Consider the following 25,268-nt stretch of genomic DNA (forward strand, 5'->3'; position numbering starts at 1 on the left):
AAACGAGGGTCAATGGCAGCTCAAAAGCAGGCCGCGCGCAAGACTCGTCGCCGCGATCGCAAGTCGATCCCGGTCGGTCAGGCGCACATCAAGTCAACGTTTAACAACACCATCATCTCGATCACCGATCCCTCGGGCGCAGTCGTGTCCTGGGCTTCCGGTGGCGACGTCGGTTTCAAGGGCTCCCGCAAGTCCACGCCGTACGCTGCTGGCATGGCAGCTGAATCCGCGGCCCGCAAGGCCATGGAACACGGCGTCAAGAAGGTCGACGTCTTCGTCAAGGGCCCGGGTTCCGGTCGTGAGACCGCCATCCGTTCCCTGCAGTCCGCGGGCCTCGAAGTCGGTTCCATCACCGATGTGACCCCGCAAGCGTTCAACGGCGTTCGTCCTCCGAAGCGTCGTCGCGTCTGAGCACTAGACAACCCCATCCATCCAAAGCCGCTTGAGACCGGTGAGTGCACCACCGGCCGAAGCTGAAAGGATAACCACAGTGCTTATCGCACAGCGTCCGACACTTACCGAGGAATCCCTGAACCCTCAGCGTTCCCGTTTCATCATCGAGCCTCTCGAACCTGGGTTCGGCTATACGCTTGGCAACTCGCTGCGCCGCACCCTCCTGAGCTCGATTCCGGGAGCGGCTGTGACTTCGGTGCGTATCTCCGGCGCCCTGCATGAGTTCACCACTCTGCCGGGTGTGGAAGAAGACGTCACCGAGATTCTGCTGAACATCAAGGGCATCGTGCTCACCAGCGAATACGATGAGCCGGTTGTCATGTATCTGCGCAAGAGCGGCAAGGGTGAGGCCACCGCGGGGGACATCACCCCGCCGGCCGGCGTGACCATCGCCAACCCGCAGATGCATATCGCAACGCTCGCCGATGACGGCCAACTCGAGATCGAGTTCACCGTCGAACGCGGCCGCGGTTATGTGCCTGCCCAGATGAACAAGCAGGATGGCGATGAGATCGGCCGCATCCCGGTTGATTCCATCTATTCCCCAGTGCTCAAGGTGAGCTACAAGGTCGAAGCCACGCGCGTGGAACAGCGCACCGACTTCGATCGGCTCATTCTGGACGTGGAGACCAAGCCCGCTATCTCCCCGCGCGACGCCGTGGCGTCCGCAGGATCGACGCTTGTCGAGCTCTTCGGCCTGTGCCGTGAGCTCAACACCCAGGCAGAAGGCGTCGAAGTCGGCCCGGCACCAGTTGTCGAAGAGGCCGATCCGGAGATGTCTGTACCGATTGAGGACCTCAACCTTACGCAGCGCAGCTACAACTGCCTCAAGCGCGAGGGCATCCACACAGTCGGCGAGCTGGTCAACCACACGGAGCAGGATCTGCTCGACATCCGTAATTTCGGCATGAAGTCCATCGATGAGGTCAAAGAGAAGCTGCAGTCCCTCGGACTGTCCCTCAAGGCCTCGCCGCTCGGCTTCGACGCCACCAATCTCGAAGGCGGCACGTTCTTCTCGCCGGAAGACGAGTAAACCACCTTCGACACAACCGCTTCGACGGTCTCGGATGTTCGGGCTCATGCCCACCTGAGCCGGCGGGGCAATCAAGGAGAAACCAATGCCAACACCTAAGAAAGGCCCACGTCTGGCTTCCAGCCCGGCACATGAGCGCCTGATGCTCGCGAATATGGCCACGAGCCTGTTCATGCACGGCCGCATCACCACCACGCTGCCGAAGGCCAAGCGCCTTCGCCCGCTGGCCGAGCGCCTGATCACCTTCGCCAAGCGCGGTGATCTGCACTCCCGCCGCCGCGTGATGCGCGTGATCCGCAACAAGTCCGTGGTGCACAAGCTGTTCACGCAGATCGCAGAACAGATGGAGCAGCGCGAAGGCGGCTACACCCGCATCGTCAAGATCGCTCCGCGCAAGGGCGATTCGGCGCCTGCGGCGATCATCGAGCTCGTCACCGAGCCGGTGAGCCCCAAGAAGGCCGTCGTCAAGGAAGCAGAGGCAGCCACCAAGGTTGCCGCAGACCAGGCTCCGGTCGAGGCTGAAGCCAACGAAGCCGAAAAGGCTGAGTGAGTCTGACTACAGACTGCGCAGGGCTGGAATCCGCGAGGGTTCCAGCCCTGTTCGTTTCTCCGCAGCACGCCAGGCGCCGCAGTAGCGCGCCGTTGCTAGACTCGTGCCCCATGGTTCGTCTGCGTATTGATCTGGGGTATGACGGGTGTTCGTTCAACGGCTGGGCCGCGCAGCCCGGCATGCGTACCGTGCAGGGTGAGGTCGAGGCCGCGTTGGAGCGCGTGCTGTGCGGCGTGCGGCCGGTCGATGCCGCGCATGCGGACGGCCGCCCGCCGCTGCCGCACCTCGTGGTGGCCGGGCGCACCGATGCGGGTGTGCATGCCGCGCATCAGGTGTGCCATCTCGACGTGACCGAGGCACAGCTCGCGCGCTGCGTCGGCCACATGGACGCCACGCCGGTGCAGGCGCTCGAACTGCGCTTGCAGCGCATGATGCCCGGCGACATCGCGATCCACCGTGTCTCCATCGCGCCCGAAGGCTTCGACGCGCGCTTCTCCGCGCTCGAACGCACGTATGTCTACCGCATCTGCGACGACCCGGCCGCTTGGGATCCGCGCCAACAGAGTTACGTGTGGCTCACGGACCAGCGGCTCGACGAGTCGGTGATGAACGAAGCCGCCGCCTGCGCGATCGGACTGCACGATTTCGGCTCGTTCGCCATCGCGAATCCCGGTGGCACCACGATCCGCGACGTCAAGACCGCGTACTGGAGCCGCGTGCCCGCGCGTCCGCTCATCGCGGACCCGCGAGGGGAGCGCTACCGTACGCCGGCGATGGAATCCGGGCTGCTCTGTTTTACGATCGTGGCCGACGCGTTCGCGCGCAACATGGTGCGTTCGCTCGTCAACGGCTGTGTGCAGGTGGGGCTGGGCAAGCGCACCGTCGACTGGTTCGCGGAGAAGATCGCCACGCCGCTGCGCGAAGGGTCGACCGGGCCGATCGCGCCTGAGGGCCTGACGCTCGAGCACATCGAATATCCGGAAGATGGCGAGCTCGCAGAACGCGCCGAGAAGATCCGTGCGCGCCGCACGATGCCTGAGCAGCCTGCCGCATAGTCCGGTGGTTGACCTGCGCCGCCCATGCACAATTCCGGTGGATATGTGGACGGCCGCGCAATCCATTCCACATATCCACACCTCTGGATGTGGATGGTATGTGTGGATGGAACCCTCCGCGACGACTCTCTGCAATCCCCTGGCCCAGTTTTCTGACGAAAGTCATGCTGGATGCTTCAGAACATGACAAACCTCGGTCCGAGTTTGAGGGAAGTCATGCAATACATGTTGTTGGATGACGACTCTCGGGGATTCTCTGACGAATGTCATGCCTGAGGGCGCCGAGCATGACAAACCTCGGGTTATAGGCCAAAAAGTGTGTCTGGAATCGCGTCTTAGGCCTTGCGGAGTATGGCGTTTCATGGGTTCGAAAGTCGGTGACATGACTTTCGCGCCCGGCCGGAATGTGTGTCTGGAATCCTTGTCGGCCCTTACTGCCGCTTGGGTTGACAGCCGTTCGAAAGTGCCGGTTCCATGGTGCCATGGAACAGCCATTGTGCCCGCGGTGCGGCGGGAAGATGAAAAGGAACGGCACGACCAGCGCGGGCAGGACCCGCTGGCGGTGCAAGGACCCGGGATGCGGGTCGAGCAGGACGCGCGGCTATGGCACGGCCGCGCGCGACGTGCGCGGGTTCATCGACTGGCTCCTGTCGGCGGACACCCAAGAGCAACGGCATGTGAGCGCCCGCACGCTGCGCCGGCGCAACGAGCTTGGCTGGAGCCTGTGGCCGCCATGCCCGATGGACGGGCAGGTCCACGACGTGGTGCACCTCGACGGCATCCACCTGGGCCGCAACGCGGTCGTGCTCATCGCCTGGGGCGACGGGCACGTGCTCGGCTGGTACGTCGCCCGGCGCGAGACCAGCGCGGCATGGATGAACCTGATGGCCCGCATCGCCGAACCCGTGGCCGTCGTATGCGACGGGGGCGGCGGCATCCGCAAGGCCCTCAGGCACGCATGGCCCGGCGCCCGCGTGCAACGCTGCCTGTTCCACATCTGCCTCAACATCGGCGCCATACTCGGCACGAACCCGCGCCACGAGGCGTCCCGGCAGCTGCTGCGCCTGGCCAAGGACCTCACCCGCGTGCACGACGGCGACGCCATGGCCGCCTGGCTGGGCGCCTACACCGCGTGGGAGACGCGGCACAAGGACTTCCTCGAGCAGAAAAGCGTGTGGGCCGACGGCAGCGAGAACGACCTGCACCAACGCCTCGTCAAAGCGCGCGACACCATGCGCCGCCGCATACGCGAGCGGACCATGTTCACCTTCATGGACCCCGAACTGGGCACCGCGACACCCGTGCCGACCACCAACAACGCCATCGAATCGCAAAACGCACGCATCCGCGCCATGCCCGGGAACCACCGCGGCCTGTGCCTGCTCCGTCGCATCAAGGCCGTGTGCTGGTGGTGCCACCAACACACCGAACACCCCGAAAACCCCGCATGGCTGGCCACGCATGCGTGGCGCGACGAACAGATCGAACACCTCTACCGACAGGCATGGGAGCACAGCGACGAAGGAAGGCAGCAAGTCTTCGGCATCCCCGCCAGATACGGAACCGGCATCGACTGGAACGAATTCCACACCAGCACACCATGGAAAGACACCGACTAGCCAGACACACATTTTGGCCTATAACCCCAAACCTCTGGGAGAGGCATGAAAAAAGGGTTTTTGGCGCGAACCAAAAACCCTAGGGGCGGATGAGGCGAGATTCGAACTCGCGGAGGGGGTTGCCCTCACACGCTTTCGAGGCGTGCTCCTTAGACCGCTCGGACACTCATCCTTTGCTGCAATCAAGCAACTTGTTCATTATGCCACAAGCTGCACCCACGTCAAATCCATGGGCATGTCGCGTGTTGCAGCCACATTCAAGCCACCCACTCATCACTCATCATCATCCGCGGCGAACACCGCATAGTCACTGCTCGGATACCCCAGCTCGAACGCGGTGTAGGCGTGCGTGGCGGCGAGCAGCGAAAGCTGCAACAGCCCCTGCTGTGCCTGCTGCACGGCATTCGCGTTATCCGGCAACTCCATCGTGCGCGTGGACTGCGCAATCGCCTGCATCTCCTCGCGTGCGCATGACATCTCCACAACCGCCACGGTGTTGGCGCGCAATCCGTTCACCGGGTCGGTCACGTTGGCGCTGTGCGCGAGCAGCTCGTCGGTGCCGTACAGCTTCTGCCGCAGGTCGTGCGCGCCGTTGGACAACTGCATCATCTGCGAGGCCGCTTGCTTGTGGTTCTCGCTCATCGCGAGCAGTGTGCCGTCTTCGGCGAGCGGTGTGGTCCGCGCGTCGCGCGCCGCACCGCTCACGAACCGCCCCGCAAGCACTTCGGTGGCGAATCCCGCGCGGTCGTCGGCGAGCGCGGCCTGCGCCAGTGCATCGCCGCCGACCGGCACGCTGGCCACACTGTCGAGCCGCGTGACGGTCAGTGGTTTGCTGTTCGCTCCCAGCACACGCGCGAGCTGTTGCGTGCGGTGCTGCATCTGTGCGCTGCGCATCGTGCCTTCGGCGAAGCGCAGCGGGCACTGCACCGCCACGTCGAGCCAGTCGTGCTGCGCCTGCTTCGCCGCCACATACCGCATCGTGATCGGCGAGTCCGCGCTCGTGGCGCGCTCGGTGCCCGCCGAAGCCGCTTCGACCGCGGATTCGCACGGGCTGAGCCGTTGCTCGGACTCCGCGCGCCCTGCAAGCCGCGGCGTGGCGCAGCCGGCGAGCATGCACACGGCGAACAGACAGCTCAGCGCGGCCGCGAGGCGCGAATGATGGGCGCGGTGTGCATACAACAGATATGGGCGTGTCGGCATGAATCACTACAGTAGTTATGGACTGTGACCACAGGGGCAGAGCGCTCGTGTATATAACTCAAAATAGGAGGTCTACATCATGGAACTGGACCTGAACGGCATTTACCAGCTCGCTCGCGAGCAGGAAATCGATACCGAAACCGTGGACGAGGCGCTGTCTGAAGCATTGCGTCTCGCGTATCTGAAAACACCTCATGCAGCGAAGCACGCGCGCGTCGAACTGGACCCGCGTGCCGGCACATTCACCATCTGGGCGCAGGACGAGATCCCGCAGGAGCCCACTGAAGACGATCCGCACCCCGCGCCAAAGCTCGGCGAGGAGTATGACGACACCCCGAACGACTTCGGGCGCCTGGCCGCGGCGACCGCGCGCCAGGTGATCCAGCAGCTGTTCCGCAAGGCCGAGGACGACAAGATCTTCGGCGCGTTCTCGGGCCAGCGCGGCAAGCTGATCACTGGCGTGGTGCAGCAGGACGCGAAGGACACCGCGAACGTGCACGTGGCCGTGGGCGACGTGGAGGCGATCCTGCCGCGGCGCGAACAGGTGCCGGGGGAGCGTTACCGCCATGGTGAGCGCATCCGCGTGTACGTGGTGAACGTCTCGCGCGGCCTCAAGGGCCCGGAGATCATCGTGTCGCGCTCGCACCCGGAACTGGTGCGCCGCCTGTTCGAACGCGAGGTGCCGGAACTCGTTTCGGGCGCCGTTTCGATTATGGCGATCGCGCGCGAGGCCGGTGCCCGCACCAAGATCGCCGTGCGCGCCAACACGCCGGGCGTCAATCCGAAGGGCGCGCTGATCGGACCTGGTGGTTCGCGTGTGCGCGCGGTGATGGAGAACCTGGGCCCGGAGAAGATCGACATCGTCGATTGGTCGAACGACCCAGCCACGTTCGTCGCGGCCGCGCTCTCGCCGGCTGTCGTCTCGGGCGTGCAGGTGATCAGCGAGAAGAACCAGACCGCGATCGCGTTCATCCACGATGACCAGCTCTCGCTCGCCATCGGCAAGGAAGGGCAGAACGCGCGTCTGGCGGCCAAGCTGACCGGTTGGAAGATCGGCATCGAATCCGAAGAGACGTTCGCAAAGAAACAGGCCGCGCTCAAGGCGCAGCAGGAAGCTGCGCAGAGCGGCGAAAACAGCGGGAACTAGGCATATTTCTCGCGCCGCAATACTCCCGCCGTGTATCCACCGGCGGGAGTATGCTGAACACGAAATCTGTACGTCGGGCGCTCTCGGAATGCCCGAAAAACAGAGCGAGGTAGAACAACCATGGTCACACGATGAGATACAGCATGCTCGCCGTGAAAAGATAAGCAGCTGCGCTGGTGTGTATGCGCGGCTGGGAAATAGGAGAAATTGAGTGCCGAAAGCACGCGTATATGAACTCGCCAAGGAACTTGGCGTAGACAGCAAGACCGTCCTTGAAAAGCTCAAGGACATGGGCGAATTCGTCAAATCGGCGTCTTCGACAGTGGAGACCCCGGTCGCCCGCCGACTCAAGGAAGCGTTCCCCAAAGCGAACGCCGATTCCGCGGCAGCGCCCGCCGCCAAGAACAACGCCCCCGCAGCCAAGCCGCAGCCCAAGAAGCCTGCGGCCCCCGCAACCCATGCATCAGAGACTTCGGCCAAGCCGGCGGCCCCCAAGCCGTCCGGGGCACGCCCCACGGCGGCCAAGCCCGGCCAACGTCCCGGCCCACGCCGCAACGCCCAGTCCGAAGCGCCACGTGGCGGTCAGCGCTCCGCTTCGCCTCGCGCGAACGGCGGCCCTCGCCCCGGTCCGCAGAACACCAACCGCAACGAGCGTTCGAACGCACGTCCCAACGCGCCGACGCCGGGCCCCCGCACACCCCGCGGCCCCCAAGGCAACGGCCAGCAGGGCGGCGGCGCCAAGCCGGGCGCACCGCAGCAGCATGCGCCACGCCCGGGCAACAACCCGTTCAGCCGCAAGCAGGGCATGCATACGCCCACGCCGGGTGACATTCCGCGCCCGCATCCGATGGCGCGCCCGACCGTGAACGACAGCCGCCGCGGCGGCCGCCCCGGTGCACGTGGCGGCGCCCGCAACGGCCGCCCGGGGCCGGGCACCGGAGCACGTCCGGGCCAGTGGGGCCAGCACCGCCAGAACCAAGGCGGCGGCGCCAACAGCGGGCGTCCGGGCGGCAACCGTTTCGGCGGCGGCAATTCCGGCGGCTTCCAGAACAACAACAATGGCCCGTCGCGTGGCGGCGGCCGTGGTCGCGGTGGCGCAGCCGGCGCGTTCGGCCGCCAAGGCGGCAAATCCTCGAAGGCACGTAAGAACCGCCTGGCGAAGCGTCATGAATACGAGGAGATGAAAGCACCCGTCATCGGCGGCGTGCGCATCCCCAAGGGCAATGGCCAGACAATCAAGCTGCGCCAGGGCTCGTCGCTCGCGGACCTCGCCGAGAAGATCAACGTCAATCCGGCGGCCCTCGTGACCGTGCTGTTCCACTTGGGCGAGATGGCCACGGCCACGCAGTCGCTCGATGAGGCGACGTTCCAGATCCTGGGCGACGAGATCGGCTGGAACATCAAGGTCGTGTCCGCGGAAGAGGAAGACAAGGAGCTGCTCCAGCAGTTCGACATCGACCTCGAGTCCGAGGAACTGCAGGAGGACGAGGACCTCAAGCCGCGTCCGCCGGTCGTGACCGTGATGGGCCACGTGGACCACGGCAAGACCCGACTGCTCGACACAATCCGCCAGACGAACGTCATCGCACGCGAGGCCGGCGGCATCACGCAGCGCATCGGCGCCTACCAGGTGACCGTGGACCTGGATGGCGAAGAGCGCAAGATCACGTTCCTCGACACCCCGGGTCACGAGGCGTTCACCGCCATGCGTGCCCGCGGCGCCGAGCTGACCGACATCGCGATCCTGATCGTGGCGGCCGACGACGGCGTGATGCCACAGACCGTGGAAGCGATCAACCACGCGCAATCCGCGCATGTGCCGATCGTGGTGGCCGTGAACAAGATCGACGTCGAGGGTGCGAACCCCGACAAGGTGCGCGGCCAGCTCACCGAATTCGGCCTTGTGCCCGAGGAGTACGGCGGCAACACGATGTTCGTCGACATCTCGGCGAAGTACGGCACGAACGTCGACAAGCTGCTCGAAGCGGTGCTGCTGACGGCCGACGCGGAGCTCGACCTGCGCGCGAACCCCGACATGGACGCCCGTGGCGCCACGATCGAGGCGCGCCTCGACAAGGGCCGCGGCGCCGTGGCGAGCGTGCTCGTCCAGTCCGGCACCCTGCACATCGGCGATTCGATCGTGGCGGGCACGTCGTACGGCCGTGTGCGCGCGATGCTCGACGAGAACGGCAAGAACATGGAAGCGGCGCTGCCGTCGACCCCGGTGCAGGTGCTTGGCCTGACCTCGGTGCCGACCGCAGGCGACCTGTTCCTGGTGGCGCCGGACGACCGCACCGCACGCCAGATCGCCGAGAAGCGGCAGGCCACCGAGCGCGCCGCCCAGCTGGCGAAGCGCCGCAAGGTCGTTTCGCTCGAGAGCCTCAAGGAACAGTTCGCGAAGTCCGAGATCGACATGCTCAACATCGTGATCAAGGGCGATTCGTCCGGTTCTGTGGAAGCGCTCGAGGATTCGCTCATGAAGATCGAGGTCTCCGACGAGGTCGGCATCCAGGTCATCCACCGCGGCGTCGGCGCAATCACGCAGAACGACGTGAACCTCGCCTCCGTGGACAAGGCCGTGATCATCGGCTTCAACGTGCGTCCGAACCGTCAGGTCGCCGATCTGGCGGAGCGCGAAGGCGTGGAGATCAAGTACTACTCGGTCATCTACAAGGCGATCGAAGACATCGAGGCCTCGCTCAAGGGCATGCTCAAGCCGGAATTCGAAGAGGTCACCACCTCGCACTCCGAAATCCGCGAGATCTTCCGCTCGTCCAAGTTCGGCAACATCGCCGGCGTCATGGTGCTCGACGGCGAAGTCAAGCGCGGCACCAAGGCGCGCATCCTGCGCGACGGCGTGGCCACGGTCAACGACCTGGAGATCAGCTCGCTGCGCCGTTTCAAGGACGACGTCAAGTCGGTCTCGGAAGGCTACGAGGCGGGCATCAACCTGGGCACGTTCAACGACATCGAGATCGGCGACATCATCGAGACCTTCGAGATGCGCGAGATCGAGCGCAAGTAACCGCTGCGCGCGGTGAGCGCAACGCGAATGGGCGGGGCAGATCACTCCTGATCTGTCCCGCCTTTTTCGCGCGCACACGTTTTGCAACAGGCTGACACACGCGCCGCTGGTTTTCGACTACGCTTAGTGAGCAGTACCAGACTGGAACACACGACCATACGAAAAGGAACATCATGCAGGGAACGAATCCTCGCGCCGCGCGCATCGCGGCGCTGATCCAACGCGTCATCGCTTCGAACATGGAGTCCACGCTGCACGACAAGCGGCTCAAGAACGTCACGATCACCGACGTGAAGGTGACGAACGACCTGCAGCTCGCCAAAGTGTATTGGACCACGATCTCGCACACCGGCAACGACGAGGGCGAACGCAAGCGCGCGCAGACCGCGCTCAGCCAGGCGCGCGGGCGCCTGCGCACGATGGTCGGCGCGAAGGCCGGCCTGCGCCTGACCCCGCAGCTGCAGTTCATCTTCGACGAGGTGCCGGGCGAGGCGCACGAGATCGACGACATCATCGTGGCCGCACGCCGCCGCGACGAGGAGCTCGCGCGCATGCGCGCGAACGCGCAGTACGCTGGCGAAGCCGACCCATACAAGCACGACGACGAGGATGAGACCGAGGACAAGATCGAGAGCCTGGAGCACGAAGACAAGGACGAGTACAACGAGTACGACGGCGACGTGGTGACCGTGGAGGAGCTCGAGGACTTCGACGACGACGAGGACGCGGTGGACGGCAGCGACGACGACCCGGTGGACCCGGCCGAACTCGACCCGCAGTCCACGATCGACGGCGCGCAGGACTGACCCGCGTGGCGGCAACGACAGCCGGACAATCCGGCCTGCTGATCATCGACAAACCGCAGGGCGTGACGAGCCACGACCTGGTGGCGGCCGTGCGCGGTGCGTTGCACATGCGCAAGGTGGGCCACGCCGGCACGCTCGACCCGATGGCCACCGGCGTGCTCGTGGTCGGCTTCGGCAATGCGACGCGCCTGCTCAACATCATTGTGGAGCACAGCAAAACCTACAGCGCCACCGTGCGCTTTGGCCAGCGCACCACGACCGACGACGCCGACGGTGAGATCATGCCCGGCGAGGCCGGCGCGCCGCTGCCGGACCTTGGCGACGTGCGAGAGGCCGTGGCACAGTCGTTCACCGGGCGCATCAAACAGGTGCCGAACGCGTATTCGGCGATCAAGGTCAACGGCCGGCGCGCCTACGATCTGGCGCGTGCAGGAGCCGAGGTGGAGCTCAAGGCGCGTGAGGTGACCATCAGGCGTTTCGACGTGCTCGACGCGCACACCGCCACGGCGGCCGATGGCACACCGGTGCTCGACGTGAACGTGGAGGTGGAGTGCTCCGCCGGCACATACATCCGCGCCTTGGCGCGCGATCTGGGCGACCTGTTCGGCTGCGGCGCGCATCTGACACGGCTGCGGCGCGAAGCGGTCGGCGCATTCCGCGCCGACGATCCGCGCGCGGTGCATGCGCATGTGGAATCACGCACGTTCACGAACCGCGAAGGCGTGACGGTGACGCGCAACCGCGCGGTGCTCGACGAAACCGGCCATGCGCTGCTCAGCCGCGCGCTGCCGATGATCGACGCGGTGCGCGGCGCGCTGCCCATCGTGGAGGTGGACGAAGGCGAGGCCCGCGACCTGCGCTTCGGCCGGCGCATCGCATGCCCGGCGCAGCTGCCGGGCGGCGTGCCGTGCGCGGCCGTCGTGCCGGCAACGCGCGACGTCGTGGCGATCGCGGAACGCGCCAATGCGCGCGAGCTGAAGCCGCTGACCGTGTTCCCCGCGCCGGCCGGTAGGGACTGACAACCTTGAGCAATTGGCACACATTACCAGAGGTGAGATGAATTGAACATCATTCGTTTGCAGCCGGACATCACCGGCACCGTGGCTTGGCCCACACTGAGCGCATCGAAGAAATCGGTCGTCACGGTGGGCGTGTTCGACGGCGTGCACCGCGGGCATCAGTCGGTGATCAAGGAGACCGTGCGCATCGCTAAACGCGAGAAGTGCTTCTCGGTGGTGATCATGTTCGATCCGCGCCCGGCGTTCGTGCATGCGTACGCCGCGAAGAACGGCGGCATGGAGCCGACGTCCGACGTGCAGGACACACAGAAGATCACCGGCGTGGACGAACGCCTGCGCATGATGAACGCGCTGCACGTGGATTACGTGTTGATCGTGCGCTACGACCTGGAGTTCGCGGCGAAGTCGTTCCGCTTCTTCCTGGGCCAGCTCGTGGGCAAGCTCGGCATGCGCACGCTCGTGCTGGGTGAGGACGCGCGCATGGGCGCCAATCTGGAAGGCACAGTGGAGTCGATCGGCCGGCTCGCCGAAGGCACCGGCGTGTTCGAACTCGTGGTTGTGCCCGACCACGGCGGCCACGTGTTCGTGCCGCAGCAGGCCGCGCCGCGCATGCCCGAAGGCCGTGGCGAGCCCAACGACCCGTTTGAGGGCCTGAACAAAGCCGAACAGCGCGCATTGACGAAGCGACTGAACTCGAAGAAGGTGCGCGTGCTGAGCTCCACGAACGTGCGGTGGCTACTGGGGCAGGGGCGCATCATGGCGGCCAATGACGTGCTCGGGCACACGCACGGCGTGGAAGGCACCGTGGTGCACGGCGAGGAACGCGGGCGCACAATCGGATTCCCCACGGCGAACGTGGAGACGCCAATCGACGGCTATCTGCCTGTCGACGGCGTATACGCCGGCTGGCTCATCGACCTGGGCCCCGCCGATGAATACGACGAGTCGCAGCGCGCGTACAGCGAGGCGCCCGAAGCCGGCGCCGAGCCGATCTCGCAGCAGTACACGTCGGGCGGCGTGGAGAACCGGCTCGCCGAACATTCGCCGTACCGCTGGCCGGCGGCGATCTCGATCGGCCGCAAACCCACGTTCAACGAGCAGAGCGGGCATGACGAGCGCGTGCTCGAAGCCTACGCGCTCACCGACGACTGGCTCGAACTGTATGGGCACCGTGTGCGCTGCGAATTCGTGGGATTCCTGCGCCCGCAGATCAAATTCGATTCGGCGGACGAATTGGCGGCCGAACTCAAGCGCAATGCGGACGAGACGAGGGAACTCACTTCGCGCGCTTCGTGAGCCGCATGGCCTCCAGTGCGTCCTTGAGTGACTGCACCGGCACAATCGTCAGGCCGTCGACGTGCACCGGCGTGCGCAACGGCGGCACGATGGCCATGGTGAACCCCAAACGGGCCGCCTCACGCAGGCGGTATTCCAGTCGCGGCACCGGGCGTACCTGACCGGTGAGCGAAATCTCGCCGATCGCGCACGTGGTCTTGGCGATTGGCATATTCGTCGCGGCGCTCGCCAACGCCGCGCAGACCGCCAGGTCGCACGCCGGCTCCTTGGCCACGCCGCCGGCGATCGTGGAGATGTACAGGTCGTTCGTCAACAGCGCAAGGCCACCATGCCGGTACAGCACCGCCACGAGCATTGCGATGCGGTTCGTGTCCACGCCGTTGACGGCGCGGCGCGGCGTGGGCAGCACCGATTTCGTCACGAGCGCCTGCACCTCCACCGGCAGCGAACGGTGGCCGTCGAGCGTGAACGTGACGCACGTGCCTTCGACGGGCGCGTCGGTGGACGAGAGGAACAGGCCAGCCGGATCGGTCACCTCCTCGATGCCGACGCCGCTCATGTCAAAGCAGCCCACTTCGTCAGTGGGGCCGAACCGGTTCTTCACCGCGCGCAACATGCGCAACGCGGTCTGCGAGTCACCCTCGAACTGGCACACCACATCCACCAGATGCTCAAGCGTGCGCGGGCCGGCGATCGAACCGTCCTTGGTCACATGGCCCACCAGCAGCACCGGCACGTCGAGCGATTTGGCCGTGTCGATCAGCGCGCTCGCCACCTCGCGCACCTGCGTGGAGCCGCCCGAAATGCCATCCACGTCCTGCGAGACGATCGTCTGCGCCGAATCGACGATCGCCAGGGCCGGCTTGTGCTGCTCAATCAGGCCGAGCGCGGTCGCCAAGTCGGTCGTGGAGGCGAGCAGCAGGTTCTCCTCGACCGCGCCGATGCGCGAGGCGCGCAACCGCACCTGCGCCTGCGACTCCTCGCCGGAAATATAGAGCACGGTGTTGCGCTGCGCGGCGCCACTGCTCGCTTTGGCGATGTTGCCAGCGGTCTCGAGCAGCAATGTCGACTTGCCGATGCCCGGTTCGCCGGCGATCAGTACAACAGACCCGGGCACAATGCCGCCACCGAGCACACGGTCGAATTCGCCGAAGCCGGTGGGGATGCGCGTCACCGACGCCGTGTTGATCTGCGTGATCGGCTGCGCGGCGCTCGAGACGACCGCGCTCGCCGTGGTGCGCGCGGTGCGGCCCGGAGCAGCCGTGCGCGTGGTGGACGGATTCGGCTTCGCCTCACGGAACTCCTCGATCGTGCCCCACTGGCCGCATTCGGGGCAGCGGCCGTACCATTTCGACCCGGTCCAGCCGCACTCGGTGCACACGTAGCTCACATTGCTCTTTGCCATATTCGAAACGTAGCGCCTGCCCGCGTCATGCGCAAGAGGCGTCAGGCGGCTGTGCCAAGATGATGGCTATGGCAAAGACTTCGGGAACCCCTGCGCGGCGCACGAGCGCACGGGCCACGGCGAAGACCACGGCACGGACCGCGCAACAGCCGGCGCCGCAGACGTCGGGGACCGCACGCAGGGCGCGTGCGGTCGTGTGCGCCGCCGCGATCATTGTGGTGCTTGCGCTCGTCAGCGCATTCGGCTGGCCCGGCTGGGCGGTGCGTACGCCGCCCGCGCCGGTCGAAGTGCCTTCGGCGGTCGCCTCGGCCACACCGACGATCGCGGCGCAGCCGCTGCCATCCGACGCGTCCGAACTCGTCAAGATCCTGCCCGAGCATGTGTCGAACTATGTGCGCGGGGCGGTCGAGTCAAGCGACGAATGGCAGTCGGCCGCGCCGGTCGAGGCATATGCGGTCACATACGGCAACGGCGACCAAGCCAAAGACGTGCGCGTGCTGATGGGCCAGTGGGCCGACGCCGAAGAGGCCGAAACACAGTACGAGAAACTCGCCAAGGCGCTCGATGGCGAACAGCTCGCCGCGGGCAACATCAAGGTCTCCGGGCAGAACACCGGCAGCTATGTTGTGGTGGGCGGCAAGGGTGGCGACGGCACAGCCACTGCGTTGTGGCGCAACGACACCGTGGTGTTCCGCGTTACCGGACCGCAGGCGAGCGTGGAAGCGGTCTACAAGCTGTTCCCGGTCTAATCGGGCGTGACTGAAGCGCAAAGTCGGCTCAGCCGTGTAGAGTGTGTCAAGTTGCAAACTTTTCGAGTATATGGAACGGAGGCTTGAGATGGGCTCGGTCATCAAGAAGCGCCGCAAGCGGATGAGCAAGAAGAAGCACCGCAAACTGCTGCGTAAGACTCGCCACCAGCGCAAGTAGTCTTTACCAGCTGATGTAAGCGTATATGGCAGGAGGCCCCCAATGATTTGGGGGCCTCCTGCGTTCTGTGTCGCCGTCGGTCAGTGCCTGGACCGGCTCACTTGTTCGGGTTGGTCAGCACGCGCGGGCCGTCCGGGCTGCCCACGATCACTTCGTTGACCATGTTGAGGAACAGGCCGTGCTCCACAACGCCCACGATGTTGATGAGGTCCTGGGCCAGCGCCTGCGGGTCGTCGATGCGCTCGAGGTGCAGGTCGATCACGTAGTTGTTCTCGTCGGTGCGCACCGGCTCGCCTTCGGCGTCGAGGCGGAGCACCGGCTTGTAGCCGCGCTCGTCGAGGCGCTTGAACACGTGCGACCAGCCAAACGGGATTACCTCGACCGGCAGCGGGAACTTGCCGATGACGTCCACGACCTTGGATTCGTCCACGATCCACACGATCTTGTTGGAATTGACGGCCACGATCTTCTCCCACAGGAGGGCCGCGCCGCCGCCCTTGATGCCGTTGAAGTTGGCGTCCACTTCGTCGGCGCCGTCGATCGTGAGGTCGATGTGGTCCACGTCGTCGATGTTCACGATCTTGATGCCGTAGCCTTCGGCCTGCTCCTGCGTGCGGCGGGAAGTGGTCACGCCGGTGAAGTCGAGGCCCTCCTCCTGCACGCGGCGGCCGAGCTCGTCCACGAGGAACCGCACGGTCGAACCGGTGCCCAGACCCGCGATCATGCCGTCGGTGATGAGCTTTGCGGCTTCGATGCCGGCTTCCTTCTTCATCGCATCCTGTTGTGCCTTGTCCATAACGCTCCTTTATGCGAATCATGGCGCGGAATCGCCCCGCGCACTGCCTCCCATACTAACCGAGCCAACAGAACGCGCAGGCTCCCGTGTTTCACGTCTGGTTTCATGTGTGGGCGGCGGATGTCCCTGTGCACATCATGACTGGTAGACGAGGAACGGCGCGCCTTCGAGCGTCAACGTGCCGTCGCCGTTCACCAGTCCGTCGACCTCGATATAGCCGCGCACACGGCGCGGACGGCCGTCGAAATGCGGGCTCGACTGAGGCGGGGGAGTGAAGCGCACCTCGCCGCTCACATGCAGCCCGCTGTGCCGCAGCAGTGGTTCGGCGGGCTGCACGGATGGCGCAGATTCGGCTGGCTGTGCAGATTGTGCGGGTTTGGCAGGCTGTGCGGGGTCGGTGTCGCGCACAGGGTCGACGGGCGTGGAGTCAGCGCTCTGCGGCTGCGCGGATTGCACGGGCGCGGCCGGCTGCTCGTTCGCATCATGCGGTTCGCTCGGCGCCTCCGTCTCGCTTGCCGCGCCGCCGATGCATCGGCCGGCCACATACTTGGCGCGGTCGAGCTCGCCGTCGAGCAGCAGTTGCGCGTCCATCGGCACGTCGGTGCCACGCGCGTACGGCGAATCGAGCAGCGACTGCCAGCCTTCGCGCGGCAGGTAGCCGTCGCGCACGCCTGATCTGCAGTCCTCGGCGTAGGTGCGCGCGAGCTCGTCGACCCTCTCATTGCCGGCGTTGCCCGCATGCCCCTTGACCCACTGGAAGCGCACCGAGCCTTCGCGCGCGCGCAGCTCCGCGTCGATCGCCTTGATCACCGCCGCGTTCTTCACAGGCTCTTTCTTCGAGTTCTTCCAGCCGTTCTTCTTCCATCCGTGCACCCACTTGGTGGAGCAGTTGATCGCGTACTGCGAGTCGGTTTCGATGACGAGCGGCTCGCTGCCCGGGTGTGCGCGCAACGCCATCAACACCGCGCACAGTTCACCGATCTGGTTCGTGCCGTTCGTTGCGCCGCCGGCGTCGCAATCGCCGGTGTGCGCGTGATCGCCTTGGCTTGAGTGGTCGGCCCACGCCCAGCCCATCGGCCCGTTGGGATTGCCGAGTGCGGATCCGTCAGTGGAAACAGTGATTGTCATGCCCTCCACTGTACGGCCAGGCACTGCCCGCACCAACGGCAACGCCCAGACGCGCGGCGCCGATGGCCGGGTCTGGGCGTTGCTTCAGTGCGTTGCGCGGCGGTGCCGTGCGCGGTGGATCACTCGCCGAGGGCGTTGTCCACGACCTGCGTGGCTTCGTCGAGCACGGAGTCGAGCGTCTCGGGGGAGACGAACGACTCGGCGTAGACCTTGTAGATGTTCTCGGTGCCGGACGGGCGGGCCGCGAACCAGTTGTCCTCGGTCACGACCTTGATGCCGCCGATCGGCGCATCGTTGCCCGGGGCCTTGGTCAGGATCGCGGTGATGTCCTCGCCGCCGAGCGTGGTGGCGGTCACATCGTCCGCATTGAGATTCGCGAACTTCTGCTTCTGCTCAAGGGTGGTGGGCGTGTCGATGCGGCTGTACCAGCTTTCGCCGAAGCGCTCCACCTGCTCCTGGTGCAGCTGCGCCGGGTTCTTGCCGGTCTTGCCGGTGATCTCTGCGGCGAGCAGGTCGGGGATCAAGCCGTCCTTGTCGGTCGTCCACACGCGGCCGTTGAAGCGCAGGAAGCTCATGCCGGAGCTCTCTTCGCCGCCGAACGCGACCTCACCGGTGAACAGCGGGTCGACGAACCACTTGAAGCCGACCGGCACCTCGACGACATGCGCGTCGATCGCCGCGGCCACGCGGTCAATGAGCGAGGAGGAGACGAGCGTCTTGCCCACGCCGGCGCCTGCCGGCCAGTCGGGGCGGTTGCCGCCGAACAGGTATTCGACGCACACGGCCAGGTAGTGGTTCGGGTTCATCACGCCCCAGTTCGGGCAGACGATGCCGTGGCGGTCGGCGTCCGGGTCGGTGCCGCCCACCAGGTCGTACTTGTCCCATGCGCCGGCGTTGAGCTCGTCCACGAGGCCCTTCATCGCGTACTGCGACGAGGGATCCATGCGGATCTTGCCGTCGTGGTCGATCGTCATGAAACGCCACGTCGGGTCGACCTCGGGGCGGATGACGCCGATGTTCAGGCCGTACTTCTCGTTGATGAGCGGCCAGTAGTTCACCGAGGCGCCGCCGAGCGGGTCGATGCCCAGACGCACGCCGGAGTTGCGGATCACGTCGAAGTCGATGACGTTCTTGAGGTCGTCCACGTAGTGCTCGCGGAAGTCGAAGCGCTCCACGAGGTCGGACTTGATGGCCTGCTCGAACGGCACGCGCTTGACGCTCTTGAAGTCGCCGAGCAGTTCATTCGCGCGGTTTGCGATCGCGTTCGTCACCTCGGACGGTGCCGGGCCGCCGGTGACCGGATCGTACTTGAAACCGCCGTCGGTGGGCGGGTTGTGCGAAGGCGTCACGACGATGCCGTCGGCCAGGTCGGCGCCTTCGAAGCGCTGGGTGCCGTCCGCCGCGCGGTTGTGCGTCAGAATCGCCTGGGAGACAACCGGGGTGGGGGTGTAGTCGTCGCGGGAGTCGACGCGCACGCGCACGCCGTTCGCCACGAGCACCTCGATCGCGGTCTTCCACGCCGGCAGGCTCAGCGCGTGGGTGTCGCGGCCGATGTAGAGCGGGCCGGTCACGCCGGCGGCCTTGCGGTATTCCGCGATGGCCTGCGTGATCGCCACGATGTGCGCCTCGTTGAACGAGGTCTTCAGCGACGAGCCGCGGTGGCCCGAGGTGCCGAAGATGACGCGCTGCTCGGGCACGGATGGGTCCGGCACCACGTCGTAGTACTTGCCGATGACTTCATCGACGTCGATAAGATCTGCTGGAGTGGCGGGCATGCCCGCGTTCTGTGCAACCATACAACCTTCAATCAATCTGTAACGATGGACTGCTCCAGCCTACAGTGCGTATGCGCTGCAGGCAGCACTACCAAAGTTTAGCCGATGGCGAAGAGATGAAATCGATTGCATCGGCTCCGCATCTCACAAAACACCGAAATAATCAGAATGACCCCTTGGTATACTGGGCCGCTTAGCTTTTGGCGGAGGGCGTGAAGGGCGAAACGAGTACACTGGAAACGATTCCACGAGGCTGGTTGCTGGGACGTCCGGTCCGAATTTTGATGCGGCGCTGAGGCGTACTGTGCCGTCTCGGGTCGTTCGGCGAACAGCAATGGGGCTTCGTTGGCGACCACAATCACAAGAGGAAAGGATGAACGATGGCTGACTCGTTACCTTCGCAGATCATCTCTGCGATCGGTGGCCCAGATAACGTCAAAAGCCTGACGCACTGCGCCACTCGCCTTCGTTTCGAACTGGTTGATGCAGGAAAGGTCAACCAGAACGAGCTCCAGCACATGAAAGGTGTGCTGGGCGCGGTCCCGCAGAGCGGCGACCGCTATCAGGTGGTCATCGGCGGCGGCGTCGCCAATGTCTACAACCAGATCATGAACCTGCCTGAGATGCAGCGTGTGGCATCCGGCGCCCCGGCCAAGGCCGCCGGCGGTTCCACGGAGGGCATGTCGAACGCCGACGTCAAGGCGGCCGCCCGCTCCAAGGCCCGCGGCAAGGTGGCGTGGCTCGACTCGTTCTTCGAATACCTGTCCGATTCGTTCCGCCCGATCCTGGGCGTGCTGCTCGGCGCGTCGCTCATCATCGCGATCATCAACGTGTGCATCGCATGCGGCTGGATCCAGAGCGAGACGCAGTCGCCGACATGGGTCTTTGTGCAGGCGCTGTACAAGGGCGTGTTCTACTTCCTGCCAATCATGATCGCCTACAACGCGGCCAAGAAGCTCAACGTCGACCCGTGGCTTGGCGGCGCGATCATGGCCGCCCTCATGACGCCTTCGTTCATGAACCTCATGAGCACCGACTGGGCCGAAACCCACTGTTCGCAGAGCGTCGTCGGCACCCAGCAGTGCACCACCACCGTCTTCGGCATGCCGATGCAGCTCAGTGACTACAGCGGCAACGTGTTCGTGCCACTGCTGATGGCCGCCGTGCTCGCGCTCGTCTACCACGGGCTCAAGAAGATCATCCCGGATTCGGTGCAGCTCGTGTTCGTGCCGTTCCTGTGCATGGTCATCGTTGGCGCACTCACCGCGTTCCTCGTCGGCCCGCTTGGCGTGTGGGTCGGCAATTGGCTCGGCGTGGGCCTCGCATGGCTCAACTCGCATGCGCCATTCATCTTCGCGCTGCTGATCCCGATGATCTACCCGTTCCTCGTGCCGCTCGGCCTGCACTGGCCGCTCAACGCCCTCATGCTCATCAACATCGACACGATGGGCTACGACTTCATCCAGGGCCCGATGGGCGCGTGGAACTTCGCCTGCTTCGGTGCCACCGCCGGCGTGCTGATCCTGGCGCTGCGTGACCATGACACCGAAATGCGCCAGACCTCGATCGGCGCGCTCGCCGCTGGTCTGCTCGGCGGCGTCTCCGAGCCTTCGCTCTACGGCATCCATCTGCGTTTCAAGAAGATGTACAGCCGCATGCTTGTGGGCTGCGCCGCCGGCGGCATCTCCATCGCCGTGCTCGGCTGGCTCTTCCCGTCCACCTTGGAGAATGGCGAAGTCGTGCACGGTGTGACCACGACCGCGTTCGCGTTCACGTCGCTGCTCACGGTGCCGGTCTTCAACCAGATGTGGGTCTACGGCCTCGCGATCGCGATCGCGTTCTTCGTCTCGATGTTCATGGTCGTCACGTTCGACTACCGCACACCTGAGGAAAAGGCCGAGGTGCTCGCCCGCGTGCAGGCCGTGCAGGCCGACGAGGCCACGGAGACCCCGGCGAACCGCGCTGCGGTGGAGCACGCCGAGACGCATGAGGACGACAATCTGCTGCCCGCCGACAAGACGCCGGCCGCCGGTGCCGCCGCGGCCCGTGAAGACGCCCCGGTACAGCCGACCGACCACGTCTATTCGCCGCTCGCCGGCCATGTGATCTCGCTCGACGAGTGCGGCGACCCGGTGTTCGCATCGCGTGCGCTGGGCGAAGGCGTGGGCATCCAGCCGACTGGTGACACCGTGTACGCGCCGCTCGCCGGTGTGCTCAGCACGGTGGCCGAGACCGGCCATGCGTTCGGCATCAAGACCGATGACGGCGTTGAGGTGCTGGTGCATGTCGGCATCGACACCGTCAAGATGAACGGCGACGGCTTCACCGTTGCCGTCAAGCAGGGCCAGCGTGTGAACGTGGGCGACAAGCTCGTGGACGTGGACTTCAGCAAGGTCACGGCCGCCGGCTACAGCACCACCACACTGATGACCGTGCTCAACACCGCCGCCCTCACCCGCGTCATGCCCCATGTGGACCAAGACGTGCAGCCGGGCGATGTCGTCATCGACATCGAGCACTGAGTGCGCTGAGCAAGACTGAGCTCAACCAATAGAGCGGCCGCCACAATCGTGGCGGCCGCTCTTGTCATGTATGGGGCAGCATGGCCGGCTGATTCAGGCACGCACAGCCGGCATCTGCGCGGTCGCGCTCAGCTGCTCCGGGTCGGGCAACGGCACGCGCACAATCAACGCCTCAGGCTCCACAGAGAACCGCAGATGCTGCGTGCTCGGCAGCATGTCGCCGTCCACCTGCGCGAGCACGGGCCGGTCGAGGCGCACCTCGGCGCTGTAGCCCTGCATCTGCTCGAGTTTCGAATGCATGGACAGCGGGCTCTGCTTCGCCTTCTTCGTGATTGTCTGGTGCACCACATCGCCGAACAGATTCGCCCAGCCGAGCAGACCTCCGGTCGTGTCGATCACCTCGAAGTCGAGCAGGCCATCGTTGAACGACGCGTCGGGCATGAGCGAGAACACGGGGATCTCACCGCAATTGCCCGCCATGAATGTGCGCAGTTCGAGCCCGCGGTCGGTGTGCACGGTGTGGTCGGCGGCTTCGATGCGCACGTCGGCACGGTATTTGGGTGCGAACAGGTGCTTCGCCCCGGAAAGGAAGTAGGCAAGCCAGCTGAAGTTGCGCTTGAGGTTGGGGTCGGTGTCGTCGATCATCACCGCGTCGAACCCAATGCCCGCAATGATCAGGAACGCATGCCCGTGGTCCTCGTTCGGGTCGTCGAGCAGATTGACACGGCCCAGATCCACACGCCGTGACCCGTGCGAGACGGCGATCGTCAGCGCGGCCTCAATGTCGTCGAGCGGAATGCCCATGTTGCGCGCGAAGAGATTGCCGGTGCCGATTGGCACAATGCCCATCGCGTGCTCAGTGCCGGCGAGCGCGCTCGCCACCGTGCGCACCGTGCCGTCGCCGCCCACGGCGATCACCACGTCGGCGCCGCCGTCGAGCGCCTCGCGCGCGCAGACGCGGCCGTCTTTGTCGAGCATCGTCTCGATGAACACGACTTCGGTCAGCCCTTTCGCCTTGCAGTATGCCTCGATCCGCCGGCGGGTCTGCGCGGCGGCGGGTTTGGATGGGTTGATGATGAACGCGTAATGCACCTGATCGTCGCGGCGCTGCTGCAGCAACGCCACGCGCCGGCGGTGCATGCGCATGCGCAGGAACGCGATGAGGGCGATGATTCCGGCGATGAGCGCGAGCATGACGGTGAGCAGTATGATCGTCTGTTGGTTCATGACTTCGTGTCCTCGCTCTCTCGCTGCGCCGGCGCGCCCGCGCAATCGGTCAAAGCACAATCTTAGCAACCCGTGGTTCGCGCGGAGTCAGATGCGCATGGCGGTGCGGTGTGCGCGCTTGGAAAAGCCGCGGAAAACGGGCGGTGATCTGTCTGCTAAGCGCATTACTCTGGTGCTCATGCTTGATATTCAATTCATTCGCGAACATCCCGAGGTCGTCAAGGAATCGCAGCGCAAGCGTGGCGAGTCTGTGGAACTGGTGGATGAGGTACTGCGTTCCGACGAAGTGCGCCGCTCCTCGCTCAAGAAGTTCGAGGAGGCGCGCGCCCAGCAGAAAGAGATCGGCAAGCAAGTCGCCAAGGCCCCGGCCGACGAGAAGGCCGCGCTGATCGCCAAGACGAAGGAGCTTTCCGAGCAGGTCTCGGCGTATAAGGCGGACGCGGACAGCGCGAACGAGGAATACACCACCGCCATGTGGAAGCTGTCGAACATCGTGGAGCCCGAGGCCCCCGAAGGCGGCGAAGACGACTATGTGGAGGTCAAGAAGGTCGGCACAATCCGCGATTTCGCGGCCGAGGGCTTCGAACCGAAGGACCACTTGACGCTCGGCGAAGAGGTCGCGGGCATCGACATGAAGCGCGGTGTGAAGGTGAGCGGTTCGCGCTTCTACTTCCTGCGCGGCGACATCGCGCGCCTGCAGATCGCCATGCTCACGATGGCCGTAGACCAGGCGCAGGAGCATGACTTCGTGCTCGCGATCACGCCGACGCTCGTGCGCCCGGAAGTGATGCGTGGCACCGGCTTCCTCAATTCGCACGCCGACGAGATCTACCGTCTGCGCGAACCCGATGAGGATTATCTCGTGGGCACGTCGGAAGTGGCGCTTGCCGGCATGCACGAGGACGAGATCCTCGATCTGGGCAACGGGCCGCTGCGCTATTGCGGCTGGAGCTCGTGCTACCGCCGTGAGGCCGGTGCCGCCGGCAAGGACACGAGCGGCATCATCCGCGTGCACCAGTTCGACAAAGTGGAGATGTTCGTCTACTGCAAGCCTGAGGATTCCTATGAGCAGCACAAGCACCTGCTGGCCATGGAAGAGGAGATGCTCGGCAAGGTCGAGGTGCCGTACCGTGTGATCGACACGGCCGCCGGTGACCTTGGTTCGTCCGCGGCGCGCAAGTTCGACTGCGAGGCATGGGTGCCTACGCAGGGCCGTTACCGCGAGCTGACGTCCACTTCGAACTGCACGCAGTACCAGGCGCGTCGCCTCAATATCCGCGAGCGTGTGGAGAACGGCACCGAGCCGGTCGCCACGCTCAACGGCACGCTGGCCACCACGCGCTGGCTTGTGGCGATCATGGAGAACCACCAGCAGAAGGACGGCTCGATTGTGATTCCGCAGGCCATGCGCCCATACATGGGTGGCAAAGAGGTGATCGAACCCACCAAGTGGGAGGCCTGATTCATTGGATTTTGTGTGGCGCCCGGTGTTTGGTGGGGCATGGACCGCATGCCGTGCTACACTGATACACCGTGCGTCACGCATATTGGATAGGTGTCCGAGCGGTCTAAGGAGACGGTCTTGAAAACCGTTGATGGGCAACCATCCGCGAGTTCGAATCTCGCCCTATCCGCCTACAGGGTTTTGGACTTCGGTTCAAAACCCTTTTTTCATGCCGTTGGTCTCTGCACCATGGCTGACACGAGTGGTTTCGGACAGTTGGCAGCCCAACAGTCTAAAATATCACCGCCACCAAGGGATTTTGGACAGTTGCCACATCCAGATGTCTAAAAAATCATTGCCTGCAAGGGATTCCAGACAGGTGCAGAGGGCTAGCACGCCCGGTGGTACAGAAACTCATGGGCATACCCTGTGGGCATCGCTCACAGCGGAACCAAATTCGCGAGGGCCGTTACGATATGTGGATGCTTTGCGAAGACGAGATGGTGGAAGGAGGAACCATACGATGCGCGACCAATGGGAGTCGACGTTTGCCGCCTTGGACAGGCTGATGGCTGAGACGGATGGCGAGGCGCAGGGCATCGTGCCCGAACAGAGGTAGACAGCCGGTAGATAACGCTGAATATCCAACATATGATGTGAAGTGCATATCGATGAGTGCGATTATCACCCTATAGCCGCATGGCCACCATGGATAAGAGGCCCGCTGGAGTAATCCAGCGGTTTTTTCTTTTGCTCGTGTGCAACAGAGGCATCCGTAAGCCGGCATACAGCTGTTGCCAATGGCTGTCGGTGTCTAGTCCATAGATATGTGACGCCGTTC

At 64.8% G+C, this 25,268-nt stretch carries 20 protein-coding genes and 2 tRNA genes; 15 read left to right on the forward strand and 7 right to left on the reverse strand.

The features are described from left to right. Positions 1-12 precede the first annotated feature (12 nt). From rpsK to PG2093B_RS02245, 5 genes are all read left to right on the forward strand, one after another. A complete protein-coding gene (gene rpsK / locus PG2093B_RS02225; protein WP_004268616.1) occupies positions 13-411 on the forward strand; it encodes a 30S ribosomal protein S11 in 399 nt (132 codons plus the stop codon). A 79-nt stretch (positions 412-490) separates the two neighbouring features. After that, complete coding sequence (locus tag PG2093B_RS02230; RefSeq protein ID WP_129896942.1) at positions 491-1,486, forward strand: DNA-directed RNA polymerase subunit alpha; 996 nt, start codon at positions 491-493, stop codon at positions 1,484-1,486. An 85-nt stretch (positions 1,487-1,571) separates the two neighbouring features. Further along, a complete protein-coding gene (gene rplQ, locus PG2093B_RS02235; RefSeq protein WP_026643544.1) occupies positions 1,572-2,036 on the forward strand; it encodes a 50S ribosomal protein L17 in 465 nt (154 codons plus the stop codon). 110 nt (positions 2,037-2,146) lie between these two features. Then, a complete protein-coding gene (locus PG2093B_RS02240; RefSeq protein ID WP_129896944.1) occupies positions 2,147-3,091 on the forward strand; it encodes a tRNA pseudouridine synthase A in 945 nt (314 codons plus the stop codon). A gap of 482 nt (positions 3,092-3,573) precedes the next feature. After that, positions 3,574-4,710: an IS1249 family transposase gene (locus tag PG2093B_RS02245; RefSeq protein ID WP_129896946.1), complete on the forward strand. Its 1,137-nt coding sequence runs from the start codon at positions 3,574-3,576 to the stop codon at positions 4,708-4,710. 86 nt (positions 4,711-4,796) lie between these two features. Here PG2093B_RS02245 and PG2093B_RS02250 read toward each other — a convergent pair. Further along, positions 4,797-4,882, reverse strand: a tRNA-Ser gene (locus tag PG2093B_RS02250). A 101-nt stretch (positions 4,883-4,983) separates the two neighbouring features. Next, positions 4,984-5,910 (reverse strand): hypothetical protein, encoded by a 927-nt coding sequence (locus tag PG2093B_RS02255; protein ID WP_129896948.1) that lies wholly within the window; start codon positions 5,908-5,910, stop codon positions 4,984-4,986. Between the two features lie 79 nt (positions 5,911-5,989). Between PG2093B_RS02255 and nusA the strand changes: the two genes are divergently transcribed. The 5 genes from nusA (at position 5,990) to ribF (ending at position 13,203) form a co-directional block, all read left to right on the forward strand. Continuing rightward, the gene (nusA, locus tag PG2093B_RS02260; protein WP_022858240.1) at positions 5,990-7,057 is read left to right on the forward strand and encodes a transcription termination factor NusA; all 1,068 of its coding nucleotides are present in this window, start codon (positions 5,990-5,992) and stop codon (positions 7,055-7,057) included. Positions 7,058-7,268: 211 nt separating this feature from the next. Beyond that, a complete protein-coding gene (infB, locus tag PG2093B_RS02265; protein WP_101398378.1) occupies positions 7,269-10,082 on the forward strand; it encodes a translation initiation factor IF-2 in 2,814 nt (937 codons plus the stop codon). Positions 10,083-10,255: 173 nt separating this feature from the next. Beyond that, the gene (gene rbfA / locus PG2093B_RS02270; RefSeq protein ID WP_129896950.1) at positions 10,256-10,888 is read left to right on the forward strand and encodes a 30S ribosome-binding factor RbfA; all 633 of its coding nucleotides are present in this window, start codon (positions 10,256-10,258) and stop codon (positions 10,886-10,888) included. Further along, the gene (truB, locus tag PG2093B_RS02275) at positions 10,885-11,907 is read left to right on the forward strand and encodes a tRNA pseudouridine(55) synthase TruB (protein ID WP_431520208.1); all 1,023 of its coding nucleotides are present in this window, start codon (positions 10,885-10,887) and stop codon (positions 11,905-11,907) included. Before rbfA ends, truB begins: the two co-directional genes overlap by 4 nt. Before the next feature lie 42 nt (positions 11,908-11,949). Continuing rightward, entirely contained in the window at positions 11,950-13,203 is a 1,254-nt protein-coding gene (gene ribF, locus PG2093B_RS02280) for a bifunctional riboflavin kinase/FMN adenylyltransferase (RefSeq protein ID WP_129896952.1), read from the forward strand. Here the strand turns inward: ribF and radA are convergent. Continuing rightward, a complete protein-coding gene (radA, locus tag PG2093B_RS02285) occupies positions 13,184-14,608 on the reverse strand; it encodes a DNA repair protein RadA (protein WP_129896954.1) in 1,425 nt (474 codons plus the stop codon). The genes ribF and radA overlap by 20 nt on opposite strands. 68 nt (positions 14,609-14,676) lie before the next feature. Here radA and PG2093B_RS02290 point away from each other — a divergent pair, with 68 nt between their 5' ends. Together PG2093B_RS02290 and PG2093B_RS02295 are read left to right on the forward strand one after the other, a co-directional pair. Further along, positions 14,677-15,357 carry a hypothetical protein gene (locus tag PG2093B_RS02290; protein WP_242502784.1) on the forward strand — a complete coding sequence of 227 codons (681 nt, stop codon included), beginning with the start codon at positions 14,677-14,679 and terminating at the stop codon, positions 15,355-15,357. 88 nt (positions 15,358-15,445) lie between these two features. After that, positions 15,446-15,535, forward strand: a complete 90-nt coding sequence (locus PG2093B_RS02295; protein WP_004268639.1) for a 30S ribosomal protein bS22 — start codon at positions 15,446-15,448, stop codon at positions 15,533-15,535. A gap of 97 nt (positions 15,536-15,632) precedes the next feature. Here PG2093B_RS02295 and rpiA read toward each other — a convergent pair whose 3' ends face one another. From rpiA to pgm, 3 genes are all read right to left on the reverse strand, one after another. Beyond that, a complete protein-coding gene (rpiA, locus tag PG2093B_RS02300; RefSeq protein ID WP_026643552.1) occupies positions 15,633-16,331 on the reverse strand; it encodes a ribose-5-phosphate isomerase RpiA in 699 nt (232 codons plus the stop codon). A gap of 135 nt (positions 16,332-16,466) precedes the next feature. Next, positions 16,467-17,459 (reverse strand): ribonuclease H family protein, encoded by a 993-nt coding sequence (locus PG2093B_RS02305; protein WP_101430690.1) that lies wholly within the window; start codon positions 17,457-17,459, stop codon positions 16,467-16,469. A 119-nt stretch (positions 17,460-17,578) separates the two neighbouring features. Next, the gene (gene pgm, locus PG2093B_RS02310) at positions 17,579-19,255 is read right to left on the reverse strand and encodes a phosphoglucomutase (alpha-D-glucose-1,6-bisphosphate-dependent) (RefSeq protein ID WP_022858249.1); all 1,677 of its coding nucleotides are present in this window, start codon (positions 19,253-19,255) and stop codon (positions 17,579-17,581) included. A gap of 359 nt (positions 19,256-19,614) precedes the next feature. On the opposite strand from pgm, the gene PG2093B_RS02315 reads away from it, so the two are divergent. Beyond that, positions 19,615-21,756 carry a glucose PTS transporter subunit IIA gene (locus PG2093B_RS02315; protein WP_129896956.1) on the forward strand — a complete coding sequence of 714 codons (2,142 nt, stop codon included), beginning with the start codon at positions 19,615-19,617 and terminating at the stop codon, positions 21,754-21,756. Between the two features lie 93 nt (positions 21,757-21,849). Here the strand turns inward: PG2093B_RS02315 and PG2093B_RS02320 are convergent, their stop codons facing one another. Then, on the reverse strand, positions 21,850-22,983 hold the full coding sequence (locus PG2093B_RS02320) for a diacylglycerol/lipid kinase family protein (protein WP_129858982.1): 1,134 nt from the start codon (positions 22,981-22,983) through the stop codon (positions 21,850-21,852). 178 nt (positions 22,984-23,161) lie between these two features. Here PG2093B_RS02320 and serS point away from each other — a divergent pair, with 178 nt between their 5' ends. Together serS and PG2093B_RS02330 are read left to right on the forward strand one after the other, a co-directional pair. Further along, on the forward strand, positions 23,162-24,445 hold the full coding sequence (gene serS, locus PG2093B_RS02325; RefSeq protein ID WP_129896958.1) for a serine--tRNA ligase: 1,284 nt from the start codon (positions 23,162-23,164) through the stop codon (positions 24,443-24,445). Between the two features lie 87 nt (positions 24,446-24,532). After that, positions 24,533-24,617, forward strand: a tRNA-Ser gene (locus PG2093B_RS02330). The last annotated feature ends 651 nt before the right edge of the window (positions 24,618-25,268 follow it).

This window comes from Bifidobacterium pseudolongum subsp. globosum (assembly GCF_004155535.1).
Lineage (GTDB): Bacteria > Actinomycetota > Actinomycetes > Actinomycetales > Bifidobacteriaceae > Bifidobacterium > Bifidobacterium pseudolongum_C.